The following is a 25727-nucleotide window of genomic DNA, read 5'->3' on the forward strand; positions in this document are numbered from 1 at the left end:
ACCCTGATTACGCCTGCGGGAAAATGTATTCCAGCATCTGGATTGAACTTTCCCAGTCGGCTTTTTCAAAAATACCCTGTTGCAGATAGGCTTCCAGCTGCGGCCACAGCGCGATGGCTTTGTCGAGCATCGGGTCGCTGCCTTTGGCATAGGCGCCGACGCTGACCAGATCGCGGTTGCGCTGGAAGCTGGAGAGCAGTTGTTTGAAGTTACGCACCCGGGCGTAGTGCTTCTCGGTGATCAGCGATGTCATGGCACGGCTGATCGACGCTTCAATATCAATCGCCGGATAGTGCCCGGCCTCGGCCAGACGACGCGACAGCACGATGTGACCGTCGAGGATCGCACGCGCCGAGTCGGCAATCGGATCCTGCTGATCGTCGCCCTCGGTCAGTACCGTGTAAAAGGCGGTAATCGAGCCCCCACCGCTGATGCCGTTGCCCGCGCGTTCAACCAGCGCCGGGAGTTTGGCAAACACCGACGGCGGATAGCCTTTGGTGGCCGGCGGCTCGCCGATTGCCAGTGCGATTTCACGCTGCGCCATCGCATAGCGGGTGAGGGAGTCCATGATCAGCAGCACATGCTGACCCCGGTCACGAAAATCTTCCGCAATGCGCGTGGCATACGCGGCACCCTGCATACGCAGCAGGGGAGAGACATCCGCCGGGGCGGCAATCACCACCGAACGGGCGCGCCCCTCGGTGCCGAGAATGTTCTCGATAAAGTCTTTAACTTCGCGGCCACGTTCGCCAATCAGCCCTACCACAATGACGTCGGCCTGAGTGTAGCGGGCCATCATCCCCAGCAGCACCGATTTGCCGACGCCGGAACCGGCAAACAGCCCCATACGTTGGCCGCGACCGACGGTCAGTAGGGCGTTGATCGGGCGCACGCCGGTATCCAGCACGTGTTCAATCGCGGTACGCTGTAGGGGGTTAAACGGCTGCGTTACCAGCGCGCCGGTTTCGGTGGTGTCCGGAGAGGGCAGGCCATCCAGCGGTTTTCCGCCGCCGTCCAGTACCCGTCCCAGCAGCGCCGGGCCGAGCGGCAGCTGTTTGCCGCTGTGCAGTCCGTCGCTGGATAAATTTTTGGCATACACGCGGGCACCTGGCAGCACGCCTTCGACCTCTTCCAGCGGCATCAGGAACAGTCGCTGGCCGTTAAAGCCGACCACTTCGCTCTCGACTTCGCGGATTTCGTTCCCGTCCTGGCGTTCGATAATGCAGGTCGCACCCAGCGGCAGTTGCAGGCCGGTAGCTTCCAGCACCAGCCCGGTGGCGCGGGTCAGACGACCGTAGCGACGCACGGACGGCAGCTGGGCCATCTTCGTTTCAAAGTTGTCGAGGGTGTTCAGCCAGCGGGTAAGACGCGCGGTCATCAGATGACTCCCGGTGCTGCCAGGCGGCACAGTTCCTGCCAGCGCGTCGCCACGCTGGCATCCAGATCCCCTTCATCGGCAGAGACTTTGCAGCCGCCGTGATGCAGGGTCGGATCGCCGCGCAGACGCCAGCCGTGCAGGCTGAGGGTCGCGCCGAGCATCTCTTCCACCCGCTGCAGATCGTCCGGATGGACACGCAGCTGTGGCTTGCCGCTGAACAGCGGCTCCTGCTGCAGCAGGCCCTGAATCTGTTTAATCAATGACGAGTTATCGACAGGCGGCGTGTGGCCGATCACCTGGCGGGCGGCTTCCAGCGCCATCTGCATCAGGCGCGAGGCGATCACGCTGTCCAGCGCATCAAGCGTATTCTGGAACTCGCTGACCAGCTGCTGCATCCGGGCGTGGATCGGCGCCTGCTGGGAACGGGCCTGCGCCAGTCCCTGCTCAAGCCCCTGGGCCAGCCCTTCCTGATAACCTTGTTCCTGGCCTTTTTGACGGCCTTCGTTCATCCCGGCCGAGTAACCCTGCTCGTGCGCCTGGAGCTGGATCTGTGCCAGCTGCTGGGCGCGCTGCTCCTCTTCACTCAGCTCAGGCTCGCCTTCTTCATCCCCGTCCAGCGTCGGTGCGACGGTCGCGGGGACAAACTCGGCGAGGGGAGGGGCGAGATCCTGTGGCGTCCAGATCTTCCACGGCAGTTCATCAGACATAGGTATCCTCGCCGCTGCCGACTACCATCTCGCCGGTTTCGGCCAGACGACGCACAATAAGCAGGATTGCTTTCTGTTCGTTTTCCACCTGAGACAGACGGACCGGGCCACGGTTGGCCAGATCGTCGCGCAGGATATCTGCCGCACGCTGGGACATGTTGCGCAGGAACTTCTCGCGCAGCGGCTGTTCGGCACCTTTGAGGGCGATAAGCAGCGATTCGGAGTCCACTTCCTGCAGCAGGCGCTGGACACTGCGGTCGTCCACGTCGACCAGGTTTTCGAACAGGAACATCTCGTCGATAATTTTCTGTGCCAGTTCGCCGTCGAACTCGCGAACAGCAGTAATAACCGCCTCTTCCTGCTGCGTTTTCATCAGGTTGATAATTTCGGCCGCCGTTCTCACGCCGCCCATTTTGCTGCGCTTGAGATTCTGGCCGTCGAGCAGGCCGTTCAGCACTTCGGTCAGCTCTGCCAGCGCGGCTGGCTGGACGCCGCCAAAGGTGGCGATACGCAGCATCACGTCATGACGCAGACGCTCGTCGAACAGCGCCAGAATATCCGCCGCCTGGCCGCGCTTGAGGTGGACCAGGATGGTGGCGATGATCTGTGGGTGCTCGTCGCGAATAAGATCGGCAGCGCTCTGCGGCTCCATAAAGTTGAGCGTTTCGATGCCGCTGGCGGTGTCGCGGGTTTCGAGAATATCTTCCAGCAGGCTGGCCGCGCGCTCTTCGCCAAGTGCCTTGACCAGCACCGAGCGCAGGTATTCGTTGGCGTTGACGTTGAGCGCGGTGAACTGTTCCGCTTCCTGCTCAAACTCTGCCAGCACGTCGGTGAGCTGCTTATTGGAGATCTGCCGCACGTTGGCCATCGCCGCGCTGAGCAACTGCACTTCGCGCTGGGAGAGGTGTTTGAACACCTCCGCCGCACGATCCTCGCCAATGGTCATCAGCAGAATAGCGCTTTTATCTGTTCCGGTAAGGTTACTCATTTTCGGTGCTCATCCACTGGCGAATGACCAGCGCCACGACGCGCGGATCGTTATCTGACATTTCACGAATACGCTGGCTCATCACTTCAGCGCCCAGACGCTGATTTACCCGGCGCTGCTGTACCTGTTCGTCTTTGCTGAGGCGGACTTCCACCGCTTCGTGGGTTTCCTGACGCAGCATGGTTTGCTCTTTCAGGGCCTTAGCTTCTTCTGCGCGGCGAACCAGCTGCGGACGGATCGCTTTACGCCACAGCAGCCAGGCGACAATCACCACCAGCAACCAGCGACCGGCTTCGATCAGCTGATCGATAAATGCCTGCTGTTGCCAGAACGGCAGCTCACCGCTGGCATCGTCAACCGCGCTGAACGGCGAGTTCACCACGTTGAGGGTGTCACCGCGTTTTTCCGTGAAGCCCATCGCTTCGCGGGTCAGGTCTTCAATCTGTTTCATCTGCTCGGCGGTCAGCGGCAGCGGCTTACCGTCCGGCAGGGTTTTGTAGTTGACCACCACCGCCACCGAGAGACGTTCGATGTCGCCGACGTTCATTTTGGTGTGGCGGATAGTGCGGTCGACTTCGTAGTTGGTGGTTTCGTTGCGGCTGCTGGTACGCGGCCCGCTATTGGCCGCCGTGGTGGAGGTTTGCTGCTGTTGCTGAGCGTTCGCCTGCTGGCCGTTCTGTGGGTTTTGCGGCGGTGTGGTAATCGGGCCGGCGTTGGCTGGGGCAGGCTGATTAGAGAGCGCACCCGGCACGCCGCCAGGGTTATTGCCGCCATTCTGCTCGTTTTCATTCAGCTGACGCGAACGCATCACTGCCCGGGAAGGATCGCCGTTCGGGCTGTACTGCTCTTCGGTCTGCTCTTTATTGGCAAAATCAATCTGGGCGGTGACCTGGGCGTGGACGTTGCTGTTGCCAACAATCGGGCCAAGAATGGCTTCGATGCGGCGCTGAACGCGGCCTTCCACGTCGGTGGCGTATTTCAGCTGGGCGTCATTCAGATCGCGTCCGGCGGTGTTGGACTGGGTCAGCAGATGCCCACCCTGATCCACCAGCGTCACGTTACCCGGCGGCAGACCCGCTACGGCGCTGGAGACCAGATGCACGACGGCGCTGATTTGACCTTCATCGAGCGCGCGGCCCGGCTGCAGATTGACGGTAACGGAAGCGGAAGGGGCTTTTTGTTCGCGGACGAACAGCGACGGTTTTGGCATCGCCAGGTGAACGCGGGCGCTTTTCAACGGCCCCAGCGTTTCGATGGTGCGGGCCAGTTCGCCTTCCAGCGCGCGCTGGTAGTTAACCTGCTCGCTGAACTGGCTGATGCCGAATTTTTCCTGATCCAGTAACTCAAAACCGACCGCGCCGCCTTTCGGCAAGCCCTGCTGAGCAAGACGCAGACGGAGTTCGTGAACTTTATCGGCCGGGACTTCCAGCGCGCCGCCGTTGTCCGCGAAGCGGTAGGGGATGTTCATCTGGGTAAGCTGGGTGACGATGGCGCCGCCATCCTGATCGGAGAGATTGCTGAACAGCGTGCGATAGTCGGGCTGTTTCGCCCATAAGACCATGGCGACAAGAATGGCGATAGCGGCAGCACCTGCCACGATCAACGGTACTTTAGGGTTCGCGCGCAGGCGGCTCATCCATTCGAGAGATTTAGTTTGAGGGCCGGTTGTTGCTGTCGCACTCATCGCGCACCTCGTAGCTCTTCGTGGATGACATTATTCGTGTTGAGAAACAAAACAGACTCCCGGGTCGGCAAACACAACAAAAATTCCATAATCATGGCGCTGCCATTATTTGATGATTCAGGAATTTCTATGGGTCAAATAACCTGGTTTTTTCATGCTATTTAACGCCTTTATCTCATTGACAGACTGGTACTCTTGAGCGCGTAAAAATCCATCAGGGGAAAGTCATGGCAATACAGGGGATTGAAGGCGTCATCAGCCAGCTACAGGCAACGGCAATGACCGCCCGGAATCAGAACGTGGCTGACGTGCAGCCAACCGTCAGTTTCGCCGGTCAACTGCACGCTGCACTGGACCGCATCAGCGAGACTCAGGGCGCCGCCCGTACGCAGGCTGAAAAATTCACCCTCGGCGAACCGGGTATCGCGCTGAACGATGTGATGACCGATATGCAAAAAGCGTCGGTATCCATGCAGATGGGTATTCAGGTACGTAATAAACTGATGCAGGCGTATCAGGATGTTATGTCTATGCAGGTTTAGTACCTAAGGCGCTGGCAGGCGCACGTCTTTAATGCCACACTCTTTTTTTTATCCGTAGACGGACAAATGATGAAAAAAATAGCAATGATGGCGGGGCTGCTGGCGTTAACCGGCTGTGTGCAGGTCGAGAAATATGAGGATGTGATCAAGCATCCCGTTCCGGCAGAGCTGGCGGGCTACTGGCAGTCGAAAGGGCCGCAAAGCGCGATGGTCAGCCCGGAAGCGATCGCCACGCTGGTGGTAACAAAAGAAGGCGATACCCTGGATTGCCGTCAATGGGTGCGGGTGGTTGCCGTGCCGGGGAAAATCATGCTGCGCTCGGATGATTTTTACAACGTGACCCAAAAGCGGGATGTCTATCCGCTGGAACGTGACGGCAGCGCCATCGAGTATGACGGCATGACCCTGCAGCGCGTGGAACGCCCGACCGTTGAATGTGCGGCGTACCTGAGCAAAAATCCGCTGCTCAGTAAGCTGCCATAAAATTTGTGAACGCCGGGCAGGCATCGCGCCGCCCGGCAGTCCCTTCGTTACAACACCGCCTCCATCACCCACACGCTGACGCTGCCGCCGTTGCAGGTGAACACGCCCTCGCCGTTTTCATCCGTTGTAACCGCCTCTTCCCGGTTGCCGAGAAAATCTTTCCAGGTCCGGTTGCCGTAGTTCTCGCCAAGCGCGATCGTCTTCTCACCCTCATCCCCGTTGGAAAGCACCACCACGCAGCCGGGATCTTCATCGGTACCGCTGCGGCTGAAGGCTATGCAGTTAGGATGATCGAACCACAAGGTCTGGATACCGTGGGCAAAGCGCTGGCGGGCAAGGATCAGCTGGTCAAGCTGTTCAATGACCGGCATCTCGATGTGGTAAGTCTCGCCATCACCGCCGGTATCGTCGTAGCTGGCACCGTACAGATCCGGATAGAAGACGCTCGGCACGCCGTTCTCGCGCAGCAGGATCAGCGCATAGGCCAGCGGTTTAAACCAGGCCTCAACCGGGGCCTCCAGCGCCTGTAATGGCTGGGTGTCGTGGTTGGCCACCAGCGTCACGGCGTGGAACGGATCGGCCTCTACCAGCGTGCCGGTAAAGATCTGGCTCATGTCGTAGTCGCGCCCCTGAAGAGAGGCCTCATGGAATTTCATGTGCAGCGGGGCGTCAAACAGCATGGTTTTTCCGTCCACCTGATCGATATACTGCTGCAGTTTATCGACATCCGGCGACCAGTATTCCGCCACGATAAACAGCGGCTTCGGCGCGACCTCCTGCACGTGTTCAATCCACTCTTTATAGAACCAGGCCGGAATATGCTTCACTGCATCGAGACGAAAACCGTCGCACTGAGTTTGTTCCATCACCCAGCGCGCCCAGTACTTGATCTCCTCGGTCACGGCGTGATTGCGAAAGTCGATGTTCTCGCCCATCAGGTAGTCAAAATTGCCCATCTCGGTATCGACCTGATCGTTCCAGCCTTCGCCGGTGTAGTCATTGACGATCTTGAAGATGCTGTCTTCATCGGGGTTTTCAATATGGTCGATGCCGCTGAAGCATTTGTAATCCCAGATAAACTGCGAGTACTGACCGGCCCGGGCCGGGAAGGTGTAGCGGGTCCAGGCTTCACACTCGATAACGTCTTCGTCGATCTGGGTGCGATCGTCTGAATTGACGCGCTGAACGCGGATCTGCTCTTTCTCGTCGGCACCCATTTTGTGGTTCACCACCACGTCCATCAGCACCGCGATATCGTTGCGTTTGAGAGCCTCGATAGCGCCGAGCAGCTGGGCCTTGTCGCCGTACTTGGTAGGGATGGAGCCTTTTTGATCGAACTCGCCAAGATCGAACAGATCGTAGGAGTCGTAGCCAACCGAATAACCGCCAGAAGCCCCTTTATACGCGGGGGGAAGCCAGACCATGTTAATGCCGATATCGTTTAAACCATCGGCGCGCTCGGCTACTTCCGGCCAGAGCTGACTGCCGTCAGGGTAATACCAGTGGAAGAACTGCAAGAGGGTGGGGTTTTTCATCTTCCGTGCTCCAGTTTAAGAACACAGACAGTATGGGCGAGCCGGGAGAAATTAGCGGGTGAAACAGCAAAATAGTTTTCGCCCGCCAATGATTACCCCCGGGTTAAATATCAGTGGGGAAGAGAATATTGCCAGAGAGACGTCCATACGTTGCATTCAGATTATGTTGTCGGGAGGTTTGCCCAACCAAAGTTCTCAGTTCGTCCATACGCTGCTGCAGCAAGGCTTTAAGCTCAATTTCATTATCGAGTATCTGTCTCAGGATCGGGCGAATTTGCGCCTGTACAGGCGACGCAACGTCACTGGCATCCTGAAACTGCGTCAGTTTTTCGACCGCAGTAAGATATTTTACTTCGTATGCAATCAGCTCATCCCAGCGCCCCGATTTGGTCAGAGCCAGCATCGCTGCACTGGTGGTTAACAACTGCTGATAGTGTTGGAGCAACCCGAGATTGGCTTCCATTAGTAATTATCCCGCGCATGCTGAGAATGGGGACCTATCTCTTTCCAGGCATCAGCAATATTGTTGAGTAACTCCACCACTTCATTAATGGCATCGAGATCATTATGAAGGTTGGCCTGTAGAAGACGCCGGGTCATATAGTCATAGAGGCTATCCAGATTGGTCGTTAGTTCGCCGCCAATTTCGTGGTTTAGCCCTGACTGTAACCCGTTACTGATGATATTGATGGCTTTGGTCAGCGCCAGGCCTTTGCCGGCGATATCCCCTTGCTCAATCAATATCATGGCTCTTTTCATGGCGCTTAACGCGCCATCAAAAAGAAGAACCACCAGTTGATGCGGGCTGGCACTCAGGACCGCGCTCTCAACACCGACTTGCGCATAGGCCTGAATTCCCGATTTTGTATACATGGTAAACCTCAATTCATCTTCATTAACTGTTCATGGCATTGAACTGTTGAGTCAGATAGCTCCCTGTTTGGTCCATGGAGGAAACAAGCTGGCTCAGACTGGTAAACTGCGTTTTGTAGCGCGCCATGGTGGCTTCAATTTGTGCTGCGACTCGAGTGGACTGTTCAGTCAGCTGCTTAAGCGTTTTATTAATGCCATCAGTGGCATTTTTAACTGACCCCTCGTTGCCTAACATGTCTTTCAACAGGTTGCTGGTCTGGGTCGCTAAACCTGTGGTTTTGCCATCGCCAGACAGGAAGGCGACTACATCGACAGATTTGTCCGTCAAGGCTTTGCCTAACTTGGTGCTGTCGACGGTCAACTTACCGGTAATATCCTGTGTAATGCCCAGTTGTGACAGGGTTGCTAAATCACCACTGCCTTGAGAAGACGAGAGCATAGAGCGCAGTCGCGTCTGGATATTACGTAACGTGCCGTCACCCAGCAGGTCGCCGTTAGTGGAGTCCTGGGACGCATCACCCTGTTTGACCGCGGTATATTTCGTCTGATTGCTAATGGTGGTTTGCAACGAGTTATACGCATCAACAAAGGCCTGAATCGCATCGGTCATCGGCTGATTGTCTTTCACGACTGACAGCGTCTCCGGACTGCCGACATTGGTCTTGGTCAGATTCAGCGTCACGCCTTCCGGAGCATCGGTAATGGTGTTGCTGCTACGCGTGATCTTGATACCGTTAATGTTTACGACGGCATCTGACGCAGCAACCTGGACGGTCATTCCTTTGGATGTATCCAGCGGATCGTGGCCGATATATTTCGCCAGTTCGCTGTCATCAGTGGTGATCGTCATCTCATTGGTTGTGCCGCTGTCACGCGACGTCAATGACAAGTAATAACTGTTGTCATCGGCTTTAATGATGCTGGCGGTCACGCTGCCCTGTTTGGCGTTAATTGCATCACGCACATCGGCAAGGCTGGTTTTGTCGCTGGCAAGCGTTACTGTCAGCGGATCTTTCTGGCCCGGCTGGGTGATAGTGACAGTGCGAGAACTCATCCCACTGTCGCCCAGATCGGTATCTTTGTTAGCCACTTTCGGGCTCAGCAGCGTTTGCGCCGCTGCCAGTTTAGTGACCTCTACCGAATACGAACCCGCAGTCGCGCTGCTAGCCAGCGTCGCGCTGAATGCAGTATTGGTGCTGGTCACTTTTGCCTGCGCAATGGCGGACGTGTTCTTCAGCGCATCCGATGCACTCTGAAACTTGGTTAATGACGCCTGAACCACGCTCCACGCCGTCAGTTTTGCTTTATACGAGGTCTGTTGCGTCGTAATCGGCGTGAGTTTGGTCTGTTCGGCGGTCTCTAAATTGTCATATAACGTACCGAGATTCAGGCTGGTTCCAGCGCCGAGAGAACTAATACTTGCCATTTTTTCATCCTTTATTAAGACAATCGCTGGATGCTCTATCGGCAGAAACGGCAAAAAGATTAGCGTTTTTTTGCGCTTATCAATGCGCAAATAAAGCAGAGAAAGATCGGGCAGTTTGCCCCTTTAAAAAAATGATCATTTTCCTAAAGGTTGAGGGGGGGAAGTCGATAATCAGATGAACGGTGAGAAAGCCGTAGGCAGATGCCTGAATCTGATAACTTTTTGAAGGAATAAATCATGGCTGTTATTAATACTAACACCTTGTCGCTGATGACCCAGAGCAATCTGAACAAATCACAGTCGACGCTGGGTACTGCGATTGAGCGTCTGTCCTCCGGTCTGCGTATCAACAGCGCAAAAGATGACGCGGCGGGTCAGGCGATCGCTAACCGCTTCACCTCTAACATCAATGGCCTGAACGTCGCTGCTCGTAACGCCAACGACGGTATCTCTCTGGCACAGACTGCGGAAGGTGCGCTTAGCGAAATCAACAACAACTTACAGCGCATTCGTGACCTGACCGTACAGGCGCAGAACAGCTCTAACTCTGCCACCGACCTGGATTCTATCCAATCTGAAGTAAATGAGCGTATGAAAGAGATCGATCGTGTGACTACACAGACCGATTTCAACGGCATCAAGGTTCTGAATAACGCAACGGCTACCGCGAAAAGCTATAATTTCCAAGTCGGTTCTAAAGATGCTGAAACCATTGGAATCTCTCTCAACAGTGCTGCTGGATGGAACCTGGCGTCGGCAAACGCGGATAGCACCACTACAGCCGTTACGGGCGCTGGCGTATATGCCAACACCGTTGCTGCAGCAACACTGACAGATGTAAATGGTACTGCTGGTAACCGTTCTGTTGCCGCAATTGGTTTCGACGTACGAAGCGGAAAAGTCACCGCTGCAGCGTTGGGCGCAGGTAAGCCACTGGAAGATATTGATAAAGCTATCAAAGCTGTTGATACTCAGCGTAGCTCCCTCGGTGCCTCTCAGAACCGTTTTGAGTCTACGGTGACCAACCTGAACAACACCGTGAACAACCTGTCTGCAGCCCGCAGCCGTATTCAGGATTCTGACTACGCGACTGAGGTGTCCAACATGTCCCGCGCTCAGATCCTGCAGCAGGCTGGTTCTTCAGTACTTGCTCAGGCTAACCAGGTTCCGCAGACCATGTTGTCCCTGCTGCGTTAATAGCGTAATCGCATTTCGAAAGCGCCGCATGTCGGCGCTTTTTTCTATGCAAAAATGCGGCACACCGTGGCGACAGCAATTCCACTAAAGTTTAAACGTGTCTGGTCGATAACGATTAAGAAGGCGATAAAGCCGCTGGCCGCATGCCGTAACTTAATGACAAATATTGAAGGATAAAAAATCATGGCAGTGATTAACACTAACACTCTGTCGCTGATGACCCAGAGCAACCTGAATAAGTCTCAGTCGACCTTAGGTACTGCAATTGAGCGTCTGTCGTCTGGTCTGCGTATCAATAGTGCAAAAGATGACGCTGCGGGTCAGGCAATCGCAAACCGTTTCACCTCTAACATTAACGGCCTGAACGTGGCTGCACGTAACGCCAATGACGGTATCTCTCTGGCGCAGACCGCTGAGGGTGCACTCAGCGAAATTAACAACAACCTGCAGCGTGTGCGTGACCTGACCGTTCAGGCGCAGAACAGCTCCAACTCCGCTTCCGACATTGACTCCATCCAGTCTGAAGTGAACGAGCGTATGAAAGAAATTAACCGTGTAGCGACACAGACAGATTTTAACGGTATCAAAGTGCTGAACAATACCGCGACCAAGGCGTTTGATTTCCAGGTTGGGTCCAAAGATGCTGAAAAAATCAGTATCTCAATGAACGATAAAACCGCCTGGGATAAATATACTGCAGCGTCAACACCAGGCGTAGCTGGTCTGAGTGGCAACTTTGTTGCTGCCGATCGTAAAGTCGGAAGTAACGGTTACGATGTTCTGCAGAACGACGGTACAAATGGTACGGGTTTAAAAACCATTGACGACGCGATTAAAGCCGTCGATACCCAGCGTAGCTCCCTGGGTGCTTCCCAGAACCGTTTCGAATCGACCATCACCAACCTGAACAACACTGTGAATAACCTGTCTGCTGCCCGCAGCCGTATTCAGGATTCTGACTACGCCACTGAAGTTTCCAACATGTCCCGCGCGCAGATCCTGCAGCAGGCTGGCTCTTCAGTACTGGCGCAGGCCAACCAGGTTCCGCAGACCATGCTGTCCCTGTTGCGTTAATCGTTTTATAGCAGTACAAAAAGCGCCGCATGTCGGCGCTTTTTTCTTTTTAAATCAGTGAAAAAGATGTTCGTTTTTTTATTAAAACTAAAGTTTGAACCTGTCCTGTCGATAACTTTTATGAAGGCAATGAAGCCGCAGGCCGCATGCCGTAACTCATGAATAAAATTGAAGGATACATACTATGGCAGTGATTAATACCAACACCCTGTCGCTGATGACTCAGAGCAACCTGAACAAGTCTCAGTCGACCCTGGGTACCGCGATTGAGCGTCTGTCCTCCGGCCTGCGTATCAACAGCGCGAAAGACGATGCTGCGGGTCAGGCGATTGCTAACCGTTTCACCTCTAACATCAACGGCCTGAACGTAGCGGCGCGTAATGCGAACGACGGTATTTCTCTGGCGCAGACTGCAGAAGGCGCGCTGGGCGAAATCAACAACAACCTGCAGCGAATCCGTGACCTGACCGTTCAGGCGCAGAACAGCTCAAACTCTGCATCTGACATCGACTCCATTCAGTCTGAAGTCAACCAGCGTATGGAAGAGATCAACCGCGTTACCAATGAGACTGACTTCAACGGCATCAAAATTCTGGATAATGCGGCATCGAAGAAATTCGATTTCCAGGTCGGTTCGAAAGATGCTGAGAAAATCTCTATTACGATGGACGTCAGTGATTTCAGCGCGACGGGCGGCTGGGATATGTACAACGCCGGTGGCGCTGTACCAGCAACGCAAGTGAACAATGAAGCACGTACCGTTGCGGCCAAAGGTTTTGACGTGCGCAAAGTCTCTTCAGGTCCTTACGATGCGGCTGATACCGCGACCTGGGGCGCGCTGCAGACTGTTGATGCTGCCATCAAATCCGTCGACACTCAGCGTAGCTCCCTGGGTGCCTCCCAGAACCGTTTTGAATCGACCATTACCAACCTGAACAATACCGTGAACAACCTGTCTGCAGCCCGCAGCCGTATTCAGGATTCCGACTACGCGACTGAAGTGTCCAATATGTCTCGTGCGCAGATCCTGCAGCAGGCGGGCTCTTCAGTACTGGCGCAGGCCAACCAGGTTCCGCAGACTATGTTGTCTCTGCTGCGTTAATTGGTTTTCGCCATTTAGTAAAAGCGCCGCATATCGGCGCTTTTTTTATTTGAAAATCAGTGACGAAATAGTCAGAAACATTAATCGTATTAAAGTTTTAGTGTGTCCTGTCGATAACTTTTAGGAAGTCGCATGCCGCAGGCCGCATGCGTCGGGTCGTAATACATGACTCAAATTAAAGGATAATTACCATGGCAGTGATTAACACTAACACCCTGTCGCTGATGACGCAGAGCAACCTCAACAAGTCTCAGTCAACTCTGGGTACCGCGATCGAGCGTCTGTCCTCCGGTCTGCGGATCAACAGTGCTAAAGATGATGCAGCAGGTCAGGCAATTGCTAACCGTTTCACCTCGAACATCAACGGCCTGAACGTAGCGGCGCGTAACGCCAACGATGGCATCTCCCTGGCGCAGACCGCAGAGGGTGCGTTGAGCGAGATCAACAACAACCTGCAGCGTATCCGTGATCTGACCGTTCAGGCACAGAATAGCTCCAACTCCGCATCTGATATCGACTCTATTCAGTCAGAAGTTAACCAGCGTATGGAAGAAGTTGACCGCGTGACGCGCGAAACCGACTTCAACGGCATTAAGATTCTGAACACGAAGGACACCCCAAAAGATTACGCCTTCCAGGTGGGTTCAAAGGATGGTGAGCAGATTAAGATTGCTTTAAATTCAAGTGATGGCTGGAACCTGGCTGCTACCGGTCAAGCAGGTACCACGCTGAATGAATATGTTAATACGGCAGCCCCGGCAGCTCCCGCCGCGCCGACTGCCGCTGAAATCACAGCTGGTGAAGCTGCCAATGAAGCCGTCAATGGGCAGTTCCGTACCGTGCTGGCGAAAGGTTTTGATGTGCTTAATGGCCAAGTTGATGACGCTGGTGTAGCAACGAGCAAAAAACCGCTGGCAGATATTGATGCCGCGATTAAAGCCGTCGACACCCAGCGTAGCTCCCTGGGTGCCTCCCAGAACCGTTTCGAATCGACCATCACCAACCTGAATAACACCGTGAACAACCTGTCTGCTGCCCGCAGTCGTATTCAGGATTCTGATTACGCCACTGAAGTCTCCAACATGTCCCGCGCGCAGATCCTGCAGCAGGCTGGCTCTTCAGTACTGGCACAGGCTAACCAGGTTCCGCAGACCATGCTGTCCCTGTTGCGTTAATCGTTTATCGCATTAAAAAAGCGCCGCATGTCGGCGCTTTTTTTCTTTTCAAATCAGTGAAAAAGATGTTCGTTATTTTTAATAAAATTAAAGTTTGTACCTGTCCTGTCGATAACTTTTATGAAGGCAATAAAGCCGCAGGCCGCATGCCGTAACTCATGAATAAAATTGAAGGATACATACTATGGCAGTGATTAATACCAACACCCTGTCGCTGATGACTCAGAGCAACCTGAACAAGTCTCAGTCGACCCTGGGTACCGCGATTGAGCGTCTGTCCTCCGGCCTGCGTATCAACAGCGCGAAAGACGATGCTGCGGGTCAGGCGATTGCTAACCGTTTCACCTCTAACATCAACGGCCTGAACGTAGCGGCGCGTAATGCGAACGACGGTATTTCTCTGGCGCAGACTGCAGAAGGCGCGCTGGGCGAAATCAACAACAACCTGCAGCGAATCCGTGACCTGACCGTTCAGGCGCAGAACAGCTCAAACTCTGCATCTGACATCGACTCCATTCAGTCTGAAGTCAACCAGCGTATGCAGGAAGTGAACCGCGTCACCAAAGAAACAGATTTCAACGGCATTAAAATTCTGGATAACCGAGCGGCTACTGCTAAAAATTATGACTTCCAGGTCGGTTCTAAAGATGGTGAGAAAATCAGCATCGGTATCAATGGTAGTGGTGGCTGGAACCTGGCAACAGCAGGTGCCGCAGGCATCGATACTGCGGTAGAGAACAAATATGTCATTACAGAAACTGCCGCAACACTGGCTGCAGCTGAAACCAAGAAAGAAGCCGTTAATGGTCAAATGCGTACTGTAGCAGCAGTTGGTTTTGACGTACTGAAAGGTAAAGTAACCGGCGGTGCAGCGGGTGTTGCAGCAGGCACAACGCCTCTGACCGATATCGATGCTGCTATCAAATCAGTCGATACCCAGCGTAGCTCCCTCGGTGCCTCCCAGAACCGTTTTGAATCTACCATCACCAATCTGAACAATACCGTGAACAACCTGTCTGCTGCCCGCAGCCGTATTCAGGATTCCGACTACGCCACCGAAGTATCTAATATGTCCCGCGCGCAGATCCTGCAGCAGGCTGGCTCTTCAGTACTGGCGCAGGCTAACCAGGTTCCACAGACCATGCTGTCCCTGCTGCGTTAATTCAAACTTATCGCGTCAACCCCGCCTCTGCGGGGTTTTTTACTTTCCCTCTATATATAGAACCCCTAAATAACCCCCCATTCCCCCCCCTATTCACACGATTAAAACCCCTCCAGAAACGGATAATCATGCCGATAACTCAACTAACGCAGGGCTGTTTATCGTGAATTCACTCTATACCGCTGATGGTGTAATGGATAAACACTCGCTGTGGCAGCGTTATGTCCCGCTGGTGCGTCACGAAGCATTGCGCCTGCAGGTGCGACTGCCGGCGAGTGTGGAACTGGACGATCTGCTACAGGCGGGCGGAATCGGGTTATTGAATGCAGTAGACCGGTATGACGCCCTGCAAGGAACGGCATTTACGACTTATGCAGTACAGCGTATTCGTGGTGCGATGCTGGATGAGCTGCGCAGCCGTGACTGGGTGCCGCGCAGCGTCCGCCGCAATGCACGCGAAGTGGCGCAGGCGATGGGGCAGTTGGAGCAGGAACTTGGGCGCAACGCAACCGAAACTGAAGTGGCGGAGCGTCTGGGTATCGCGACTGTCGAATATCGTCAGATGTTGCTCGATACCAATAACAGCCAACTCTTCTCTTATGACGAGTGGCGTGAAGAGCATGGCGATAGCATCGAACTGGTGACGGACGACCATAAGCAGGAAAACCCGTTGCACCAGTTAATGGAAGGCAACGTGCGCCAGCGCGTAATGGAAGCGATTGAAGCTTTACCGGAACGTGAACAGCTGGTGCTGACGCTCTATTACCAGGAAGAGCTCAATCTCAAAGAGATTGGTGCGGTACTGGAAGTGGGGGAGTCAAGGGTTAGCCAGCTGCACAGCCAGGCCATTAAACGCTTACGGACCAAACTGGGTAAGTTATAGGTGATGCATATCACCCGATAAGTGCCGCACAACGTGTTGAAACCAGGAGTTATCATGACGGTGCAGCAATCTAAAAGACGGCCATTAAGCCGCTACCTTAAAGACTTTAAACACAGCCAGACGCATTGCGCCCATTGCCAGAAGTTACTCGACCGCATCACGCTGGTTCGTCGCGGAGAAATCGTCAATAAAATTGCGATCTCCCGCCTCGATACCTTGCTGGATGAAGCCGGATGGCAGGAAGAGCAGCAGGAGTGGGTGGCGTTATGTCGTTTTTGTGGCGATCTGCATTGCAAAGAGCAGAGCGACTACTTCGACATTATTGGCTTTAAGCAATTCTTGTTTGAACAAACAGAGATGAGCCACGGCACGGTGCGCGAGTATGTTGTGCGTCTGCGTCGTCTTGGCCAGCATCTGACCACGCAGCGAATTTCCCGTGACTTACTGAGCAATGGTTATCTGGATGAAAATCTGGAACCCTGGCTGCCCGCGACCAGCACCAATAACTATCGGATTGCACTGCGCAAATATGCGCAATTTAAAACGCAAATGCCGATGGCGACCAGGCAGAAAGTCCGCCTCGAAACAACTTCTGATATATATTAAAAATGAATAACATGTAGCGCAGTCGTGTTTGACCTTGCGGTTAAACACCCTACACTACACTCAAAATTCCAATGATATCGGGGTAGGTATGAAATTAGCACTTCTGGGTCGTCAGGCGCTGATGGGTGTAATGGCCGTTGCGCTGGTTGCCGGTATGAGCGTCAAAACATTCGCGGCAGAAGGTCTGTTGAATAAAGTGAAAGAGCGCGGCACGCTGCTGGTGGGGCTGGAAGGGACGTATCCTCCGTTCAGCTACCAGGGTGATGACGGCAAACTGACCGGTTTTGAAGTTGAGTTCGCCGAAGAGTTGGCGAAGCACCTCGGCGTGAAAGCGTCGCTGAAACCGACCAAATGGGACGGCATGCTGGCCTCGCTGGACTCAAAACGTATTGATGTGGTGATTAACCAGGTCACCATCTCTGACGAACGTAAGAAAAAGTATGATTTCTCCACGCCGTATACCGTCTCCGGTATCCAGGCGCTGGTGAAAAAAGGCAATGAAGGCACTATCAAGTCGGCTGCGGACCTGAAAGGGAAAAAAGTCGGTGTTGGTCTGGGCACTAACTACGAAGAGTGGCTGCGTAAGAACGTACAGGGCGTGGACATTCGTACCTATGATGATGACCCGACTAAATACCAGGATCTGCGCGTAGGCCGTATCGACGCCATTCTGGTTGACCGTCTGGCAGCGCTGGATCTGGTGAAGAAAACCAAAGACACGCTGGCCGTTGCCGGTGATGCGTTCTCCCGCCAGGAAGCGGGCGTAGCAATCCGTAAAGACAACGACGATCTGGTCAACGCTATCGACGCTGCAATCGCCGAGATGCAAAAAGACGGCAGCCTGAAGGCGCTCTCCGAGAAGTGGTTCGGGGCAGATATCACAAAGTAAGCCGTTAGCTAACAAAAAAGGCGCTTATCAAAGCGCCTTTTTTATTTCCTCGCCGTCAGCGTGCATAATAAAAACATCAGACTTAGACAGGGTTACGGAGGTTTTCATGTCACTACAGAACTTAACGCGTTTTCCACGCCTCGAATTTATTGGCGCACCCACGCCGCTGGAGTATTTACCGCGCTTATCGGATTACCTCGGGCGCGATATTTTGATCAAACGTGACGACGTGACGCCGATGGCAATGGGCGGCAATAAGCTGCGCAAGCTGGAGTTTCTGGCGGCGGATGCCCTGCGCGAAGGGGCCGATACGCTGATAACCGCAGGGGCGATTCAGTCCAACCATGTTCGCCAGACCGCCGCCGTGGCGGCCAAGCTGGGCCTGCACTGCGTGGCACTGCTGGAAAACCCGATTGGCACCCGGGCGGAAAACTATCTCAGCAACGGCAACCGCCTGCTGCTGGATCTGTTTAATGTGCAAATCGAGATGTGCGATGCCCTGACCGATCCGCAGGCGCAGCTTCACGAGCTGGCGACCCGCGTCGAAGCGCAGGGTTTTCGCCCTTATATTATTCCGGTGGGCGGTTCGAACGCGCTGGGTGCGCTGGGCTACGTCGAAAGCGCGCTGGAAATTGCCCAGCAGTGTGAAGGCGCGGTCGGCATCTCGTCGGTGGTGGTGGCATCCGGCAGTGCGGGCACCCATGCCGGGCTGGCGGTTGGGCTGGAGCAGCTGATGCCCGAAGTCGAGCTGATTGGCGTCACCGTGTCGCGCAGCATCGCGATGCAAAAGCCGAAGGTCGTCACCCTGCAGCAGGAGGTGGCGCAGCAGCTGGAAGTGAGCGCCAGTAACGACATTATCCTGTGGGACGACTACTTTGCGCCCGGCTACGGCACCCCGAATGACGAGGGGACGGAGGCGGTAAAACTGCTGGCGCGGCTGGAAGGGATCCTGCTGGATCCGGTCTACACCGGTAAAGCGATGGCGGGGCTTATCGACGGTATCAGTCAGAAGCGCTTTAAAGATGAAGGACCGATTCTGTTTATCCATACTGGCGGTGCACCGGCGCTGTTTGCCTACCATCCTCATGTCTAAAGCACAGGCAGAAAAATCATAATGCAAGAAAGTATCCAACTGGTGATTGATTCATTGCCCTTCCTGCTGAAAGGCGCAGTGTTTACGCTGCAGCTGAGTATCGGCGGGATGTTCTTTGGACTGGTGCTGGGCTTTGTGCTGGCATTGATGCGTATGTCGCCCATCCTGCCCGTCCGCTGGCTGGCGCGGTTTTATATCTCGGTGTTTCGCGGTACGCCGCTCATTGCCCAGCTGTTTATGATCTATTACGGTTTGCCGCAGTTTGGTATCGAGCTTGATCCGATCCCGGCGGCGATGATTGGCCTGTCGCTGAACACCGCGGCCTACACCTCGGAAACGCTGCGCGCGGCGATCTCTTCCATCGAAAAAGGGCAGTGGGAAGCGGCGGCCAGTATTGGCATGACGCCGTGGCAAACCCTGCGTCGCGCTATTCTCCCGCAGGCGGCGCGCGTGGCACTGCCCCCGCTCAGCAACAGCTTTATCAGCCTGGTGAAAGACACCTCGCTGGCGGCCACCATTCAGGTGCCGGAGCTGTTCCGCCAGGCGCAGCTCATCACCTCACGCACGCTGGAGGTTTTTACCATGTACCTCGCGGCCTCGCTGATCTACTGGGTGATGGCGACGGTGCTCTCGGCGCTGCAGAACCATTTTGAAAACCAGCTTAACCGCCAGGAGCGTGATCCGAAATGAGTGCTATCGACGTCAAAAACCTGGTGAAGAAATTTCACGGACAGACCGTTCTGCACGGGATCGACCTCGAAGTGCAGGAAGGGGAGGTAGTGGCGATCATCGGGCCGAGCGGCTCGGGTAAAACCACGCTGTTGCGCAGTATCAACCTGCTGGAACACCCCGAGGGCGGAACCATCCGCGTGGGCGATATCACTATCGATACGGGTAAATCGCTTAACCAGCAGAAGGGGCTGATCCGCCGCCTGCGTCAGCAGGTGGGGTTTGTGTTCCAGAGCTTTAATCTGTTTCCGCATCGTACGGTGCTGGAAAACATTATTGAAGGGCCGGTGATCGTCAAAGGCGAGTCGAAAGAGGATGCCACTGCCCGCGCCCGCGAGCTGCTGACGAAGGTGGGGCTGTCGGGTAAAGAGACCAGCTATCCGCGTCGACTCTCCGGCGGGCAGCAGCAGCGCGTAGCCATTGCCCGCGCGTTGGCTATGCGACCTGACGTCATTCTGTTTGATGAACCGACCTCGGCGCTGGATCCGGAGCTGGTGGGCGAGGTGCTGAACACCATTCGTCAGCTGGCGCAGGAGAAGCGTACCCTTGTCATCGTCACCCACGAGATGAGCTTTGCCCGCGACGTTGCGGACCGGGCGATCTTCATGGATCAAGGACGCATCGTAGAACAGGGGCCGGCAAAATCACTGTTTGCCAACCCGCAGCAGCCACGTACGAAGCAATTTCTGGAAAAGTTTCTAATGCAGTAGCATTTTTGCACTCTTTTGCTCCGGAATTAATCTCCGGAGCAAATTATTGTTCCTGTGAATGCATCTGGGCGTGATTAAATGCTGTCGATATGCTTATAACTCTATAATTTCTGTAGATATTTACCGCTGAGCCGATATTTTATATATATAAATAAGATTTATGTGTTAGTTTATGAATACATAATAATGATTATCTTTTACAGGGGTTCTATTTCGTAAGTATGAAGGATTTAGACTTTTTCACATGGCGACGGGAATGCTTTGTGCGGTTTCAGGAGATGACTTCTGCCGACGAGGTATATTCCGAACTACAACGACAAACCCAGACGCTGGGTTACGATTTTTATGCCCTCTGCGTGCGTCATCCGGTACCTTTCACGCGGCCTAAACTCTCGCTGCATTCGACCTACCCGCAGCAATGGATGTCTCAGTATCAGGCAGAAAATTACTTTGCGATCGATCCGGTACTGAAGCCGGAGAATTTCGTGCACGGTCATTTACCCTGGAATGATGCGTTATTCGCGGAGGCACAACCTCTGTGGGACGGTGCGCGTGACCATGGGCTGCGCAAGGGAATTACGCAATGTCTAATGCTGCCGAATCATGCGCTTGGTTTTCTTTCGGTATCCAGTACCAGTCTCTCTGGGCAGGCAATGGCGGGCGAAGTGGTTGAATTACGTCTACAAATGCTGGTGCAAATGGCGATGACCACGCTGCTGCGTTTCGAGCATGAAATGGTGATGCCGCCGGAGATGAAATTCAGCAAGCGCGAAAAAGAAATTCTGAAATGGACGGCGGAAGGGAAAACGTCAGCAGAAATAGCGATCATTCTTTCTATTTCTGAAAACACGGTAAACTTCCATCAGAAGAATATGCAGAAGAAATTCAATGCGCCTAATAAGACGCAGATTGCGTGCTATGCGGCCGCGACGGGGATTATCTGACAACACTTCTGTTCTGCGTGGCAGGCGAGTAAACGGCTGAATGCTATGCTTTCAGCCGTTTTTGTTTTATTGACGGTAAGCTTGTTTGATTTGCTTAACGGTGCCGGAAAATACCTCGGCCTGAGCCTGGTCTTCCATCTGCGCGATTTGGCGTTCCATCTTAATGATCACACGACCAGCGTCTGCCTGACCCATCGCCTGCAGCATCAGCGTCAGCAGTGATTTCAGGCAGGAGACTTCCTGCGCCAGTTCTTGATTATTTTCTGCCGTGGCGAAATCAGGTGTGCTCATTTATTTTCCTCATTAAAAAACGGCGCTTAAGCGCTTAGATCAAAGTTATGGCGGCGGAGTATACCACAAGCTGTCAGGAAAAACGCAGTGGTTGTTTTTTGTGCTTTTTCGCATTCTGTTTATTTAACTGAACAAGCATTAAGTTTATGTGTTCTGCCTGTTTAGTCGTAATTAATTGTTGGTTAAGGTTTGCGCGGCGTTAATTGTTGTTACAAAAATATATTAGATATTTTAACAAAACTAAAATAACGCTAAAAAAATGTGGTTTCCGAAAACGTCTGGCTGCAAACCTGTCTGCAGCGCGTTACGTAAGGTTTTTGTTTCCAGTTGATGTACAAGTTAATTTCCAAAAACGAGAGCCCTGGGACGAGCGTCCTGTTTTAACGTTTTTAAGTTGAGTCAAAAACCGTTAATATAAGCCGAATTAGCTGTCCGTAGCGTTATCCCTATTCTGGAGAATGTCCTTTGATCAACGTCCTTCTTGTTGATGACCACGAACTGGTGCGCGCAGGGATACGACGCATTCTTGAAGATATAAAAGGTATTAAAGTCGCCGGTGAGGCTTGCTGCGGTGAAGACGCCGTCAAATGGTGCCGTTCAAATAGCGCTGATGTTGTGCTGATGGACATGAATATGCCCGGCATTGGCGGTCTGGAAGCGACCCGCAAGATCGCCCGCTCCTTTGTGGATACCAAAGTCATCATGCTGACGGTTCATACCGAGAGTCCGCTGCCTGCAAAAGTGATGCAGGCTGGCGCGGCGGGTTATTTAAGTAAAGGTGCAGCCCCACAGGAGATGGTCAATGCCATCCGTTCTGTGTTTTCCGGGCAGCGCTATATCGCCTCTGATATCGCGCAGCAGATGGCCCTGAGCCAGATTGAGCCAGAAAAAACCGAATCGCCGTTTGCCAGTTTGTCTGAGCGTGAATTGCAGATTATGCTGATGATCACCAAAGGTCAGAAGGTGAATGAGATTTCCGAGCAGCTGAATCTCAGCCCGAAAACGGTGAACAGCTACCGCTATCGGATGTTCAGTAAACTGAACATCCATGGCGACGTCGAACTTACTCACCTGGCCATTCGCCACGGTCTCTGCAATGCTGAGACCTTAATAAGCCAGTGAGTAACGTGTTTGAATCCAGTGCTTTTCTTAAAACCGTAACCAGCCAGCCAGGCGTCTACCGGATGTACGACGCGGGCGGCACGGTTATTTATGTCGGAAAAGCGAAGGATCTGAAAAAGCGCCTTTCCAGCTATTTCCGCAGCAATCTCGCCTCCCGCAAGACAGAGGCGCTGGTCGCGCAGATCCAGCAAATCGACGTCACCGTCACCCATACGGAGACCGAAGCGCTGCTGCTGGAGCATAACTACATCAAGCTATATCAGCCGCGTTACAACGTGCTGCTGCGTGATGACAAATCCTATCCCTTCATCTTTCTCAGCGGCGATACCCATCCGCGCCTGGCGACCCATCGCGGCGCGAAGCATGCGAAAGGTGAGTATTTCGGCCCATTCCCTAACGGCTATGCCGTGCGGGAAACCCTGGCCCTGTTACAAAAAATCTTCCCAATCCGCCAGTGTGAAAACAGCGTCTATCGCAACCGCTCCCGGCCCTGTCTGCAGTATCAGATTGGCCGCTGTCTGGGGCCGTGCGTGGAAGGGCTGGTCAGCGAAGAGGAGTATGCTCAGCAGGTGGACTACGTGCGCCTGTTCCTCGCCGGGAAAGACGATCAGGTGCTGACCCAGCTGATTGCGCGCATGGAAAAGGCCAGCCAGGCGCTGGCCTTTGAAGAGGCCGCGCGCATTCGCGATCAGATTCAGGCGGTACGTCGGGTCACGGAAAAACAGTTTGTCTCCAACACCGGCGACGATCTTGACGTGATTGGCGTGTCGTTTGACGCGGGTATGGCCTGCGTGCACGTGCTGTTTATCCGCCAGGGTAAAGTGCTTGGCAGCCGCAGCTATTATCCGAAGGTGCCGGGCGGCACGGAACTTGGCGAAGTGGTGGAAACCTTTGTCGGCCAGTTCTATTTACAGGGCAGTCAGATGCGCACTCTGCCGTCGGAAATCCTGCTCGACTTTAATCTCAGCGATAAAACGCTGCTGGCGGATTCGCTTTCGGAGCTGGCAGGGCGTCGCGTCAACGTTCAGACCAAACCCCGCGGCGATCGCGCCCGCTATCTGAAGCTGGCACGCACCAACGCGGCCACGGCGCTGACGACCAAACTGTCGCAACAGTCAACGATTCATCAGCGTCTGAATGCGCTGGCAACCGTGCTGAACCTGCCGGAAGTGAAGCGGATGGAGTGTTTCGATATCAGCCATACGATGGGGGAGCAAACTGTGGCCTCCTGCGTGGTATTCGATGCTAACGGCCCTCTGCGGGCTGAATATCGCCGCTATAACATCACGGGCATCACGCCAGGGGATGATTACGCCGCGATGAATCAGGTGCTGCGCCGTCGCTACGGAAAAGCGATTGAAGAAAGTAAGATCCCGGATGTGATTGTCATCGACGGGGGCAAAGGTCAACTTGGCCAGGCAAAAGCGGTATTTGCCGAACTGGACGTCGCCTGGGATAAGCATCATCCGCTGCTGCTGGGCGTGGCAAAAGGTACCGATCGTAAGGCCGGGCTGGAAACCCTGTTTCTGGAGCCGGAAGGAGAGGGCTTTAACCTGCCGCCGGATTCGCCTGCGCTGCATGTTATCCAACATATTCGCGATGATTCGCACGATCACGCGATTGGCGGTCACCGTAAAAAACGGGCAAAAGTTAAAAATACCAGTACCCTGGAGACAATCGAAGGCGTTGGGCCAAAACGTCGCCAGATGCTGTTGAAATATATGGGAGGTTTGCAAGGTTTACTCAACGCCAGCGTCGAGGAAATTGCAAAAGTGCCGGGTATTTCGCAAGGGCTAGCAGAAAAGATCTACTACTCGTTGAAACATTGAGGGCTCTGTAGCAACATAGGGCTAATAATTACTGACAACAAACAGTTACCGTCCCTATGCGATTAAATATCCCTACGTTGTTGACGCTTTTTCGCGTCGTCCTTATCCCTTTCTTTGTACTGGCTTTTTATCTGCCATTCGTCTGGGCTCCCTTCGCATGTGCACTGATCTTTTTTGTCGCGGCAGTGACAGACTGGTTTGATGGCTACCTTGCGCGTCGCTGGAACCAGAGCACCCGTTTTGGCGCCTTCCTCGATCCGGTCGCGGACAAGGTGATGGTCGCTATCGCGATGGTGCTGGTGGTTGAGCACTACCACACCTGGTGGGTGACGCTGCCAGCCGCCACCATGATTGCCCGCGAAATCATTATCTCGGCCCTGCGAGAGTGGATGGCTGAGCTGGGTAAACGCAGCAGCGTGGCGGTTTCCTGGATTGGAAAGGTGAAGACCACGTCACAGATGGCCGCGCTTGTGTGGATGCTGTGGCGTCCCAACGAGTGGGTAGAGTGGGCCGGTATCGGTCTGTTTATGGTCTCTGCGGTGCTGACGCTGTGGTCGATGCTGCAATATTTGAACGCCGCGCGCGGGGATTTGCTTGATCAGTGATCGTTTCGCCGTAATTTTCAGCAAACGATCTATGGTTGCGAAAAATAACGTTGACTCAAAACGTCAGGTAAGTAGAATGCAACGCATCGAACGGCAGCACGCTTCGCCAGTCGATAGCAAAATCAAGTGATTAGCTTGATGATTGCGGGAATAGCTCAGTTGGTAGAGCACGACCTTGCCAAGGTCGGGGTCGCGAGTTCGAGTCTCGTTTCCCGCTCCAAATTTAGAAACATCGGCAATTGCGGGTGTGAGTTGTAAGAGCAAAGATTTTAAGGCGCGTTAGCAAAGCGGTTATGTAGCGGATTGCAAATCCGTCTAGTCCGGTTCGACTCCGGAACGCGCCTCCAATTTCTTCCCGAGCCCGGATGGTGGAATCGGTAGACACAAGGGATTTAAAATCCCTCGGCCATAGGCTGTACGAGTTCAAGTCTCGTTCCGGGTACCATGGGAAATAAGCAGAATAATCAAAGCAATAAGCAGTGTCGTGAAACCACCGAAAGGTGGTTTTTTTGTGCCTGAAATTTGTGCCCAGGGGGGGGATACCCCGTGCCCATGGGGTGCAATGACGTTCAATTTTCAGCCTGGGAATGCACATTTTCATGCCTCAATCCCAGCACAGTAAATACCGCAGTGTAATCGATTTTCCGGTACCTTCTCCGGGCCTGGAACACCCTCAGCCGCTCCAGGTCAGGAAATGAAA

The 25727-nt window shown here is 54.0% G+C and carries 26 protein-coding genes and 3 tRNA genes; 20 read left to right on the plus strand and 9 right to left on the minus strand.

Going from position 1 to position 25727, the window contains the following annotated elements; all coding sequences use genetic code 11:
• Positions 1 to 7 precede the first annotated feature (7 nt).
• From fliI to fliF, 4 genes are read right to left on the minus strand one after another with little or no spacing between them, the layout of a single operon-like run.
• Positions 8 to 1378 carry a flagellar protein export ATPase FliI gene (gene fliI, locus M8014_RS09765; protein WP_271282281.1) on the minus strand — a complete coding sequence of 457 codons (1371 nt, stop codon included), beginning with the start codon at positions 1376 to 1378 and terminating at the stop codon, positions 8 to 10.
• Positions 1378 to 2085, minus strand: a complete 708-nt coding sequence (gene fliH, locus M8014_RS09770; RefSeq protein WP_271282282.1) for a flagellar assembly protein FliH — start codon at positions 2083 to 2085, stop codon at positions 1378 to 1380. The genes fliI and fliH overlap by 1 nt, the downstream gene beginning before the upstream one ends.
• Positions 2078 to 3073, minus strand: a complete 996-nt coding sequence (fliG, locus tag M8014_RS09775; protein ID WP_271282283.1) for a flagellar motor switch protein FliG — start codon at positions 3071 to 3073, stop codon at positions 2078 to 2080. The genes fliH and fliG overlap by 8 nt, the downstream gene beginning before the upstream one ends.
• Entirely contained in the window at positions 3066 to 4757 is a 1692-nt protein-coding gene (gene fliF / locus M8014_RS09780; protein WP_271282284.1) for a flagellar basal-body MS-ring/collar protein FliF, read from the minus strand. The genes fliG and fliF overlap by 8 nt, the downstream gene beginning before the upstream one ends.
• A 227-nt stretch (positions 4758 to 4984) precedes the next feature.
• Between fliF and fliE the strand changes: the two genes are divergently transcribed.
• On the plus strand, positions 4985 to 5299 hold the full coding sequence (gene fliE, locus M8014_RS09785) for a flagellar hook-basal body complex protein FliE (protein WP_271282285.1): 315 nt from the start codon (positions 4985 to 4987) through the stop codon (positions 5297 to 5299).
• Positions 5300 to 5368: 69 nt separating this feature from the next.
• Positions 5369 to 5782, plus strand: a complete 414-nt coding sequence (gene yedD / locus M8014_RS09790) for a lipoprotein YedD (RefSeq protein ID WP_271282286.1) — start codon at positions 5369 to 5371, stop codon at positions 5780 to 5782.
• A 47-nt stretch (positions 5783 to 5829) separates the two neighbouring features.
• Here yedD and amyA read toward each other — a convergent pair whose 3' ends face one another.
• The 4 genes from amyA to fliD form a co-directional block, all read right to left on the minus strand.
• Positions 5830 to 7317 (minus strand): alpha-amylase, encoded by a 1488-nt coding sequence (gene amyA, locus M8014_RS09795; protein ID WP_271282287.1) that lies wholly within the window; start codon positions 7315 to 7317, stop codon positions 5830 to 5832.
• A 103-nt stretch (positions 7318 to 7420) separates the two neighbouring features.
• On the minus strand, positions 7421 to 7780 hold the full coding sequence (fliT, locus tag M8014_RS09800) for a flagella biosynthesis regulatory protein FliT (RefSeq protein ID WP_271282288.1): 360 nt from the start codon (positions 7778 to 7780) through the stop codon (positions 7421 to 7423).
• Positions 7780 to 8190 carry a flagellar export chaperone FliS gene (gene fliS / locus M8014_RS09805; RefSeq protein ID WP_271282289.1) on the minus strand — a complete coding sequence of 137 codons (411 nt, stop codon included), beginning with the start codon at positions 8188 to 8190 and terminating at the stop codon, positions 7780 to 7782. Before fliS ends, fliT begins: the two co-directional genes overlap by 1 nt.
• A 22-nt stretch (positions 8191 to 8212) precedes the next feature.
• The gene (gene fliD / locus M8014_RS09810; protein ID WP_271282290.1) at positions 8213 to 9616 is read right to left on the minus strand and encodes a flagellar filament capping protein FliD; all 1404 of its coding nucleotides are present in this window, start codon (positions 9614 to 9616) and stop codon (positions 8213 to 8215) included.
• A gap of 237 nt (positions 9617 to 9853) precedes the next feature.
• Here fliD and M8014_RS09815 point away from each other — a divergent pair, with 237 nt between their 5' ends.
• The 12 genes from M8014_RS09815 to sdiA all read left to right on the plus strand — a co-directional run bounded on the left by M8014_RS09815 (position 9854) and on the right by sdiA (position 21180).
• Positions 9854 to 10813, plus strand: a complete 960-nt coding sequence (locus M8014_RS09815) for a flagellin N-terminal helical domain-containing protein (RefSeq protein ID WP_271282291.1) — start codon at positions 9854 to 9856, stop codon at positions 10811 to 10813.
• 183 nt (positions 10814 to 10996) lie between these two features.
• Positions 10997 to 11887: a flagellin N-terminal helical domain-containing protein gene (locus M8014_RS09820; RefSeq protein ID WP_271282292.1), complete on the plus strand. Its 891-nt coding sequence runs from the start codon at positions 10997 to 10999 to the stop codon at positions 11885 to 11887.
• A 184-nt stretch (positions 11888 to 12071) separates the two neighbouring features.
• Entirely contained in the window at positions 12072 to 12989 is a 918-nt protein-coding gene (locus M8014_RS09825; protein ID WP_271282293.1) for a flagellin N-terminal helical domain-containing protein, read from the plus strand.
• A 191-nt stretch (positions 12990 to 13180) separates the two neighbouring features.
• Positions 13181 to 14164 carry a flagellin N-terminal helical domain-containing protein gene (locus tag M8014_RS09830; protein WP_271282294.1) on the plus strand — a complete coding sequence of 328 codons (984 nt, stop codon included), beginning with the start codon at positions 13181 to 13183 and terminating at the stop codon, positions 14162 to 14164.
• A gap of 184 nt (positions 14165 to 14348) precedes the next feature.
• Positions 14349 to 15326 (plus strand): flagellin N-terminal helical domain-containing protein, encoded by a 978-nt coding sequence (locus M8014_RS09835; RefSeq protein WP_271282295.1) that lies wholly within the window; start codon positions 14349 to 14351, stop codon positions 15324 to 15326.
• A 163-nt stretch (positions 15327 to 15489) separates the two neighbouring features.
• The gene (locus M8014_RS09840) at positions 15490 to 16209 is read left to right on the plus strand and encodes an RNA polymerase sigma factor FliA (RefSeq protein WP_271282296.1); all 720 of its coding nucleotides are present in this window, start codon (positions 15490 to 15492) and stop codon (positions 16207 to 16209) included.
• A 54-nt stretch (positions 16210 to 16263) separates the two neighbouring features.
• Positions 16264 to 16815: a flagella biosynthesis regulatory protein FliZ gene (gene fliZ / locus M8014_RS09845; protein ID WP_271282297.1), complete on the plus strand. Its 552-nt coding sequence runs from the start codon at positions 16264 to 16266 to the stop codon at positions 16813 to 16815.
• Positions 16816 to 16903: 88 nt separating this feature from the next.
• Positions 16904 to 17704 (plus strand): cystine ABC transporter substrate-binding protein, encoded by an 801-nt coding sequence (tcyJ, locus tag M8014_RS09850; protein ID WP_271282298.1) that lies wholly within the window; start codon positions 16904 to 16906, stop codon positions 17702 to 17704.
• 106 nt (positions 17705 to 17810) lie between these two features.
• The gene (gene dcyD / locus M8014_RS09855) at positions 17811 to 18797 is read left to right on the plus strand and encodes a D-cysteine desulfhydrase (RefSeq protein WP_271282299.1); all 987 of its coding nucleotides are present in this window, start codon (positions 17811 to 17813) and stop codon (positions 18795 to 18797) included.
• 21 nt (positions 18798 to 18818) lie between these two features.
• Positions 18819 to 19487: a cystine ABC transporter permease gene (gene tcyL / locus M8014_RS09860; RefSeq protein ID WP_271282300.1), complete on the plus strand. Its 669-nt coding sequence runs from the start codon at positions 18819 to 18821 to the stop codon at positions 19485 to 19487.
• The gene (gene tcyN, locus M8014_RS09865) at positions 19484 to 20236 is read left to right on the plus strand and encodes an L-cystine ABC transporter ATP-binding protein TcyN (protein ID WP_271282301.1); all 753 of its coding nucleotides are present in this window, start codon (positions 19484 to 19486) and stop codon (positions 20234 to 20236) included. Before tcyL ends, tcyN begins: the two co-directional genes overlap by 4 nt.
• A 221-nt stretch (positions 20237 to 20457) precedes the next feature.
• Positions 20458 to 21180 (plus strand): quorum-sensing transcriptional regulator SdiA, encoded by a 723-nt coding sequence (sdiA, locus tag M8014_RS09870; protein ID WP_271282302.1) that lies wholly within the window; start codon positions 20458 to 20460, stop codon positions 21178 to 21180.
• Between the two features lie 66 nt (positions 21181 to 21246).
• Here sdiA and M8014_RS09875 read toward each other — a convergent pair whose 3' ends face one another.
• Positions 21247 to 21471 (minus strand): DUF2594 family protein, encoded by a 225-nt coding sequence (locus M8014_RS09875; RefSeq protein ID WP_271268608.1) that lies wholly within the window; start codon positions 21469 to 21471, stop codon positions 21247 to 21249.
• Between the two features lie 465 nt (positions 21472 to 21936).
• Between M8014_RS09875 and uvrY the strand changes: the two genes are divergently transcribed.
• The 6 genes from uvrY (at position 21937) to M8014_RS09905 (ending at position 25472) form a co-directional block, all read left to right on the plus strand.
• The gene (gene uvrY / locus M8014_RS09880; protein WP_271282303.1) at positions 21937 to 22593 is read left to right on the plus strand and encodes a UvrY/SirA/GacA family response regulator transcription factor; all 657 of its coding nucleotides are present in this window, start codon (positions 21937 to 21939) and stop codon (positions 22591 to 22593) included.
• Positions 22590 to 24422 (plus strand): excinuclease ABC subunit UvrC, encoded by a 1833-nt coding sequence (uvrC, locus tag M8014_RS09885; RefSeq protein ID WP_271282304.1) that lies wholly within the window; start codon positions 22590 to 22592, stop codon positions 24420 to 24422. The genes uvrY and uvrC overlap by 4 nt, the downstream gene beginning before the upstream one ends.
• Before the next feature lie 56 nt (positions 24423 to 24478).
• Positions 24479 to 25027, plus strand: a complete 549-nt coding sequence (gene pgsA / locus M8014_RS09890; protein WP_271282305.1) for a CDP-diacylglycerol--glycerol-3-phosphate 3-phosphatidyltransferase — start codon at positions 24479 to 24481, stop codon at positions 25025 to 25027.
• A gap of 144 nt (positions 25028 to 25171) precedes the next feature.
• A tRNA-Gly gene (locus M8014_RS09895) sits at positions 25172 to 25247 on the plus strand.
• Between the two features lie 53 nt (positions 25248 to 25300).
• Positions 25301 to 25374, plus strand: a tRNA-Cys gene (locus M8014_RS09900).
• A 12-nt stretch (positions 25375 to 25386) separates the two neighbouring features.
• A tRNA-Leu gene (locus tag M8014_RS09905) sits at positions 25387 to 25472 on the plus strand.
• The last annotated feature ends 255 nt before the right edge of the window (positions 25473 to 25727 follow it).

Origin of the sequence: Silvania hatchlandensis (assembly GCF_025564065.1) — a bacterium.
GTDB lineage: Bacteria > Pseudomonadota > Gammaproteobacteria > Enterobacterales > Enterobacteriaceae > Enterobacter > Enterobacter hatchlandensis.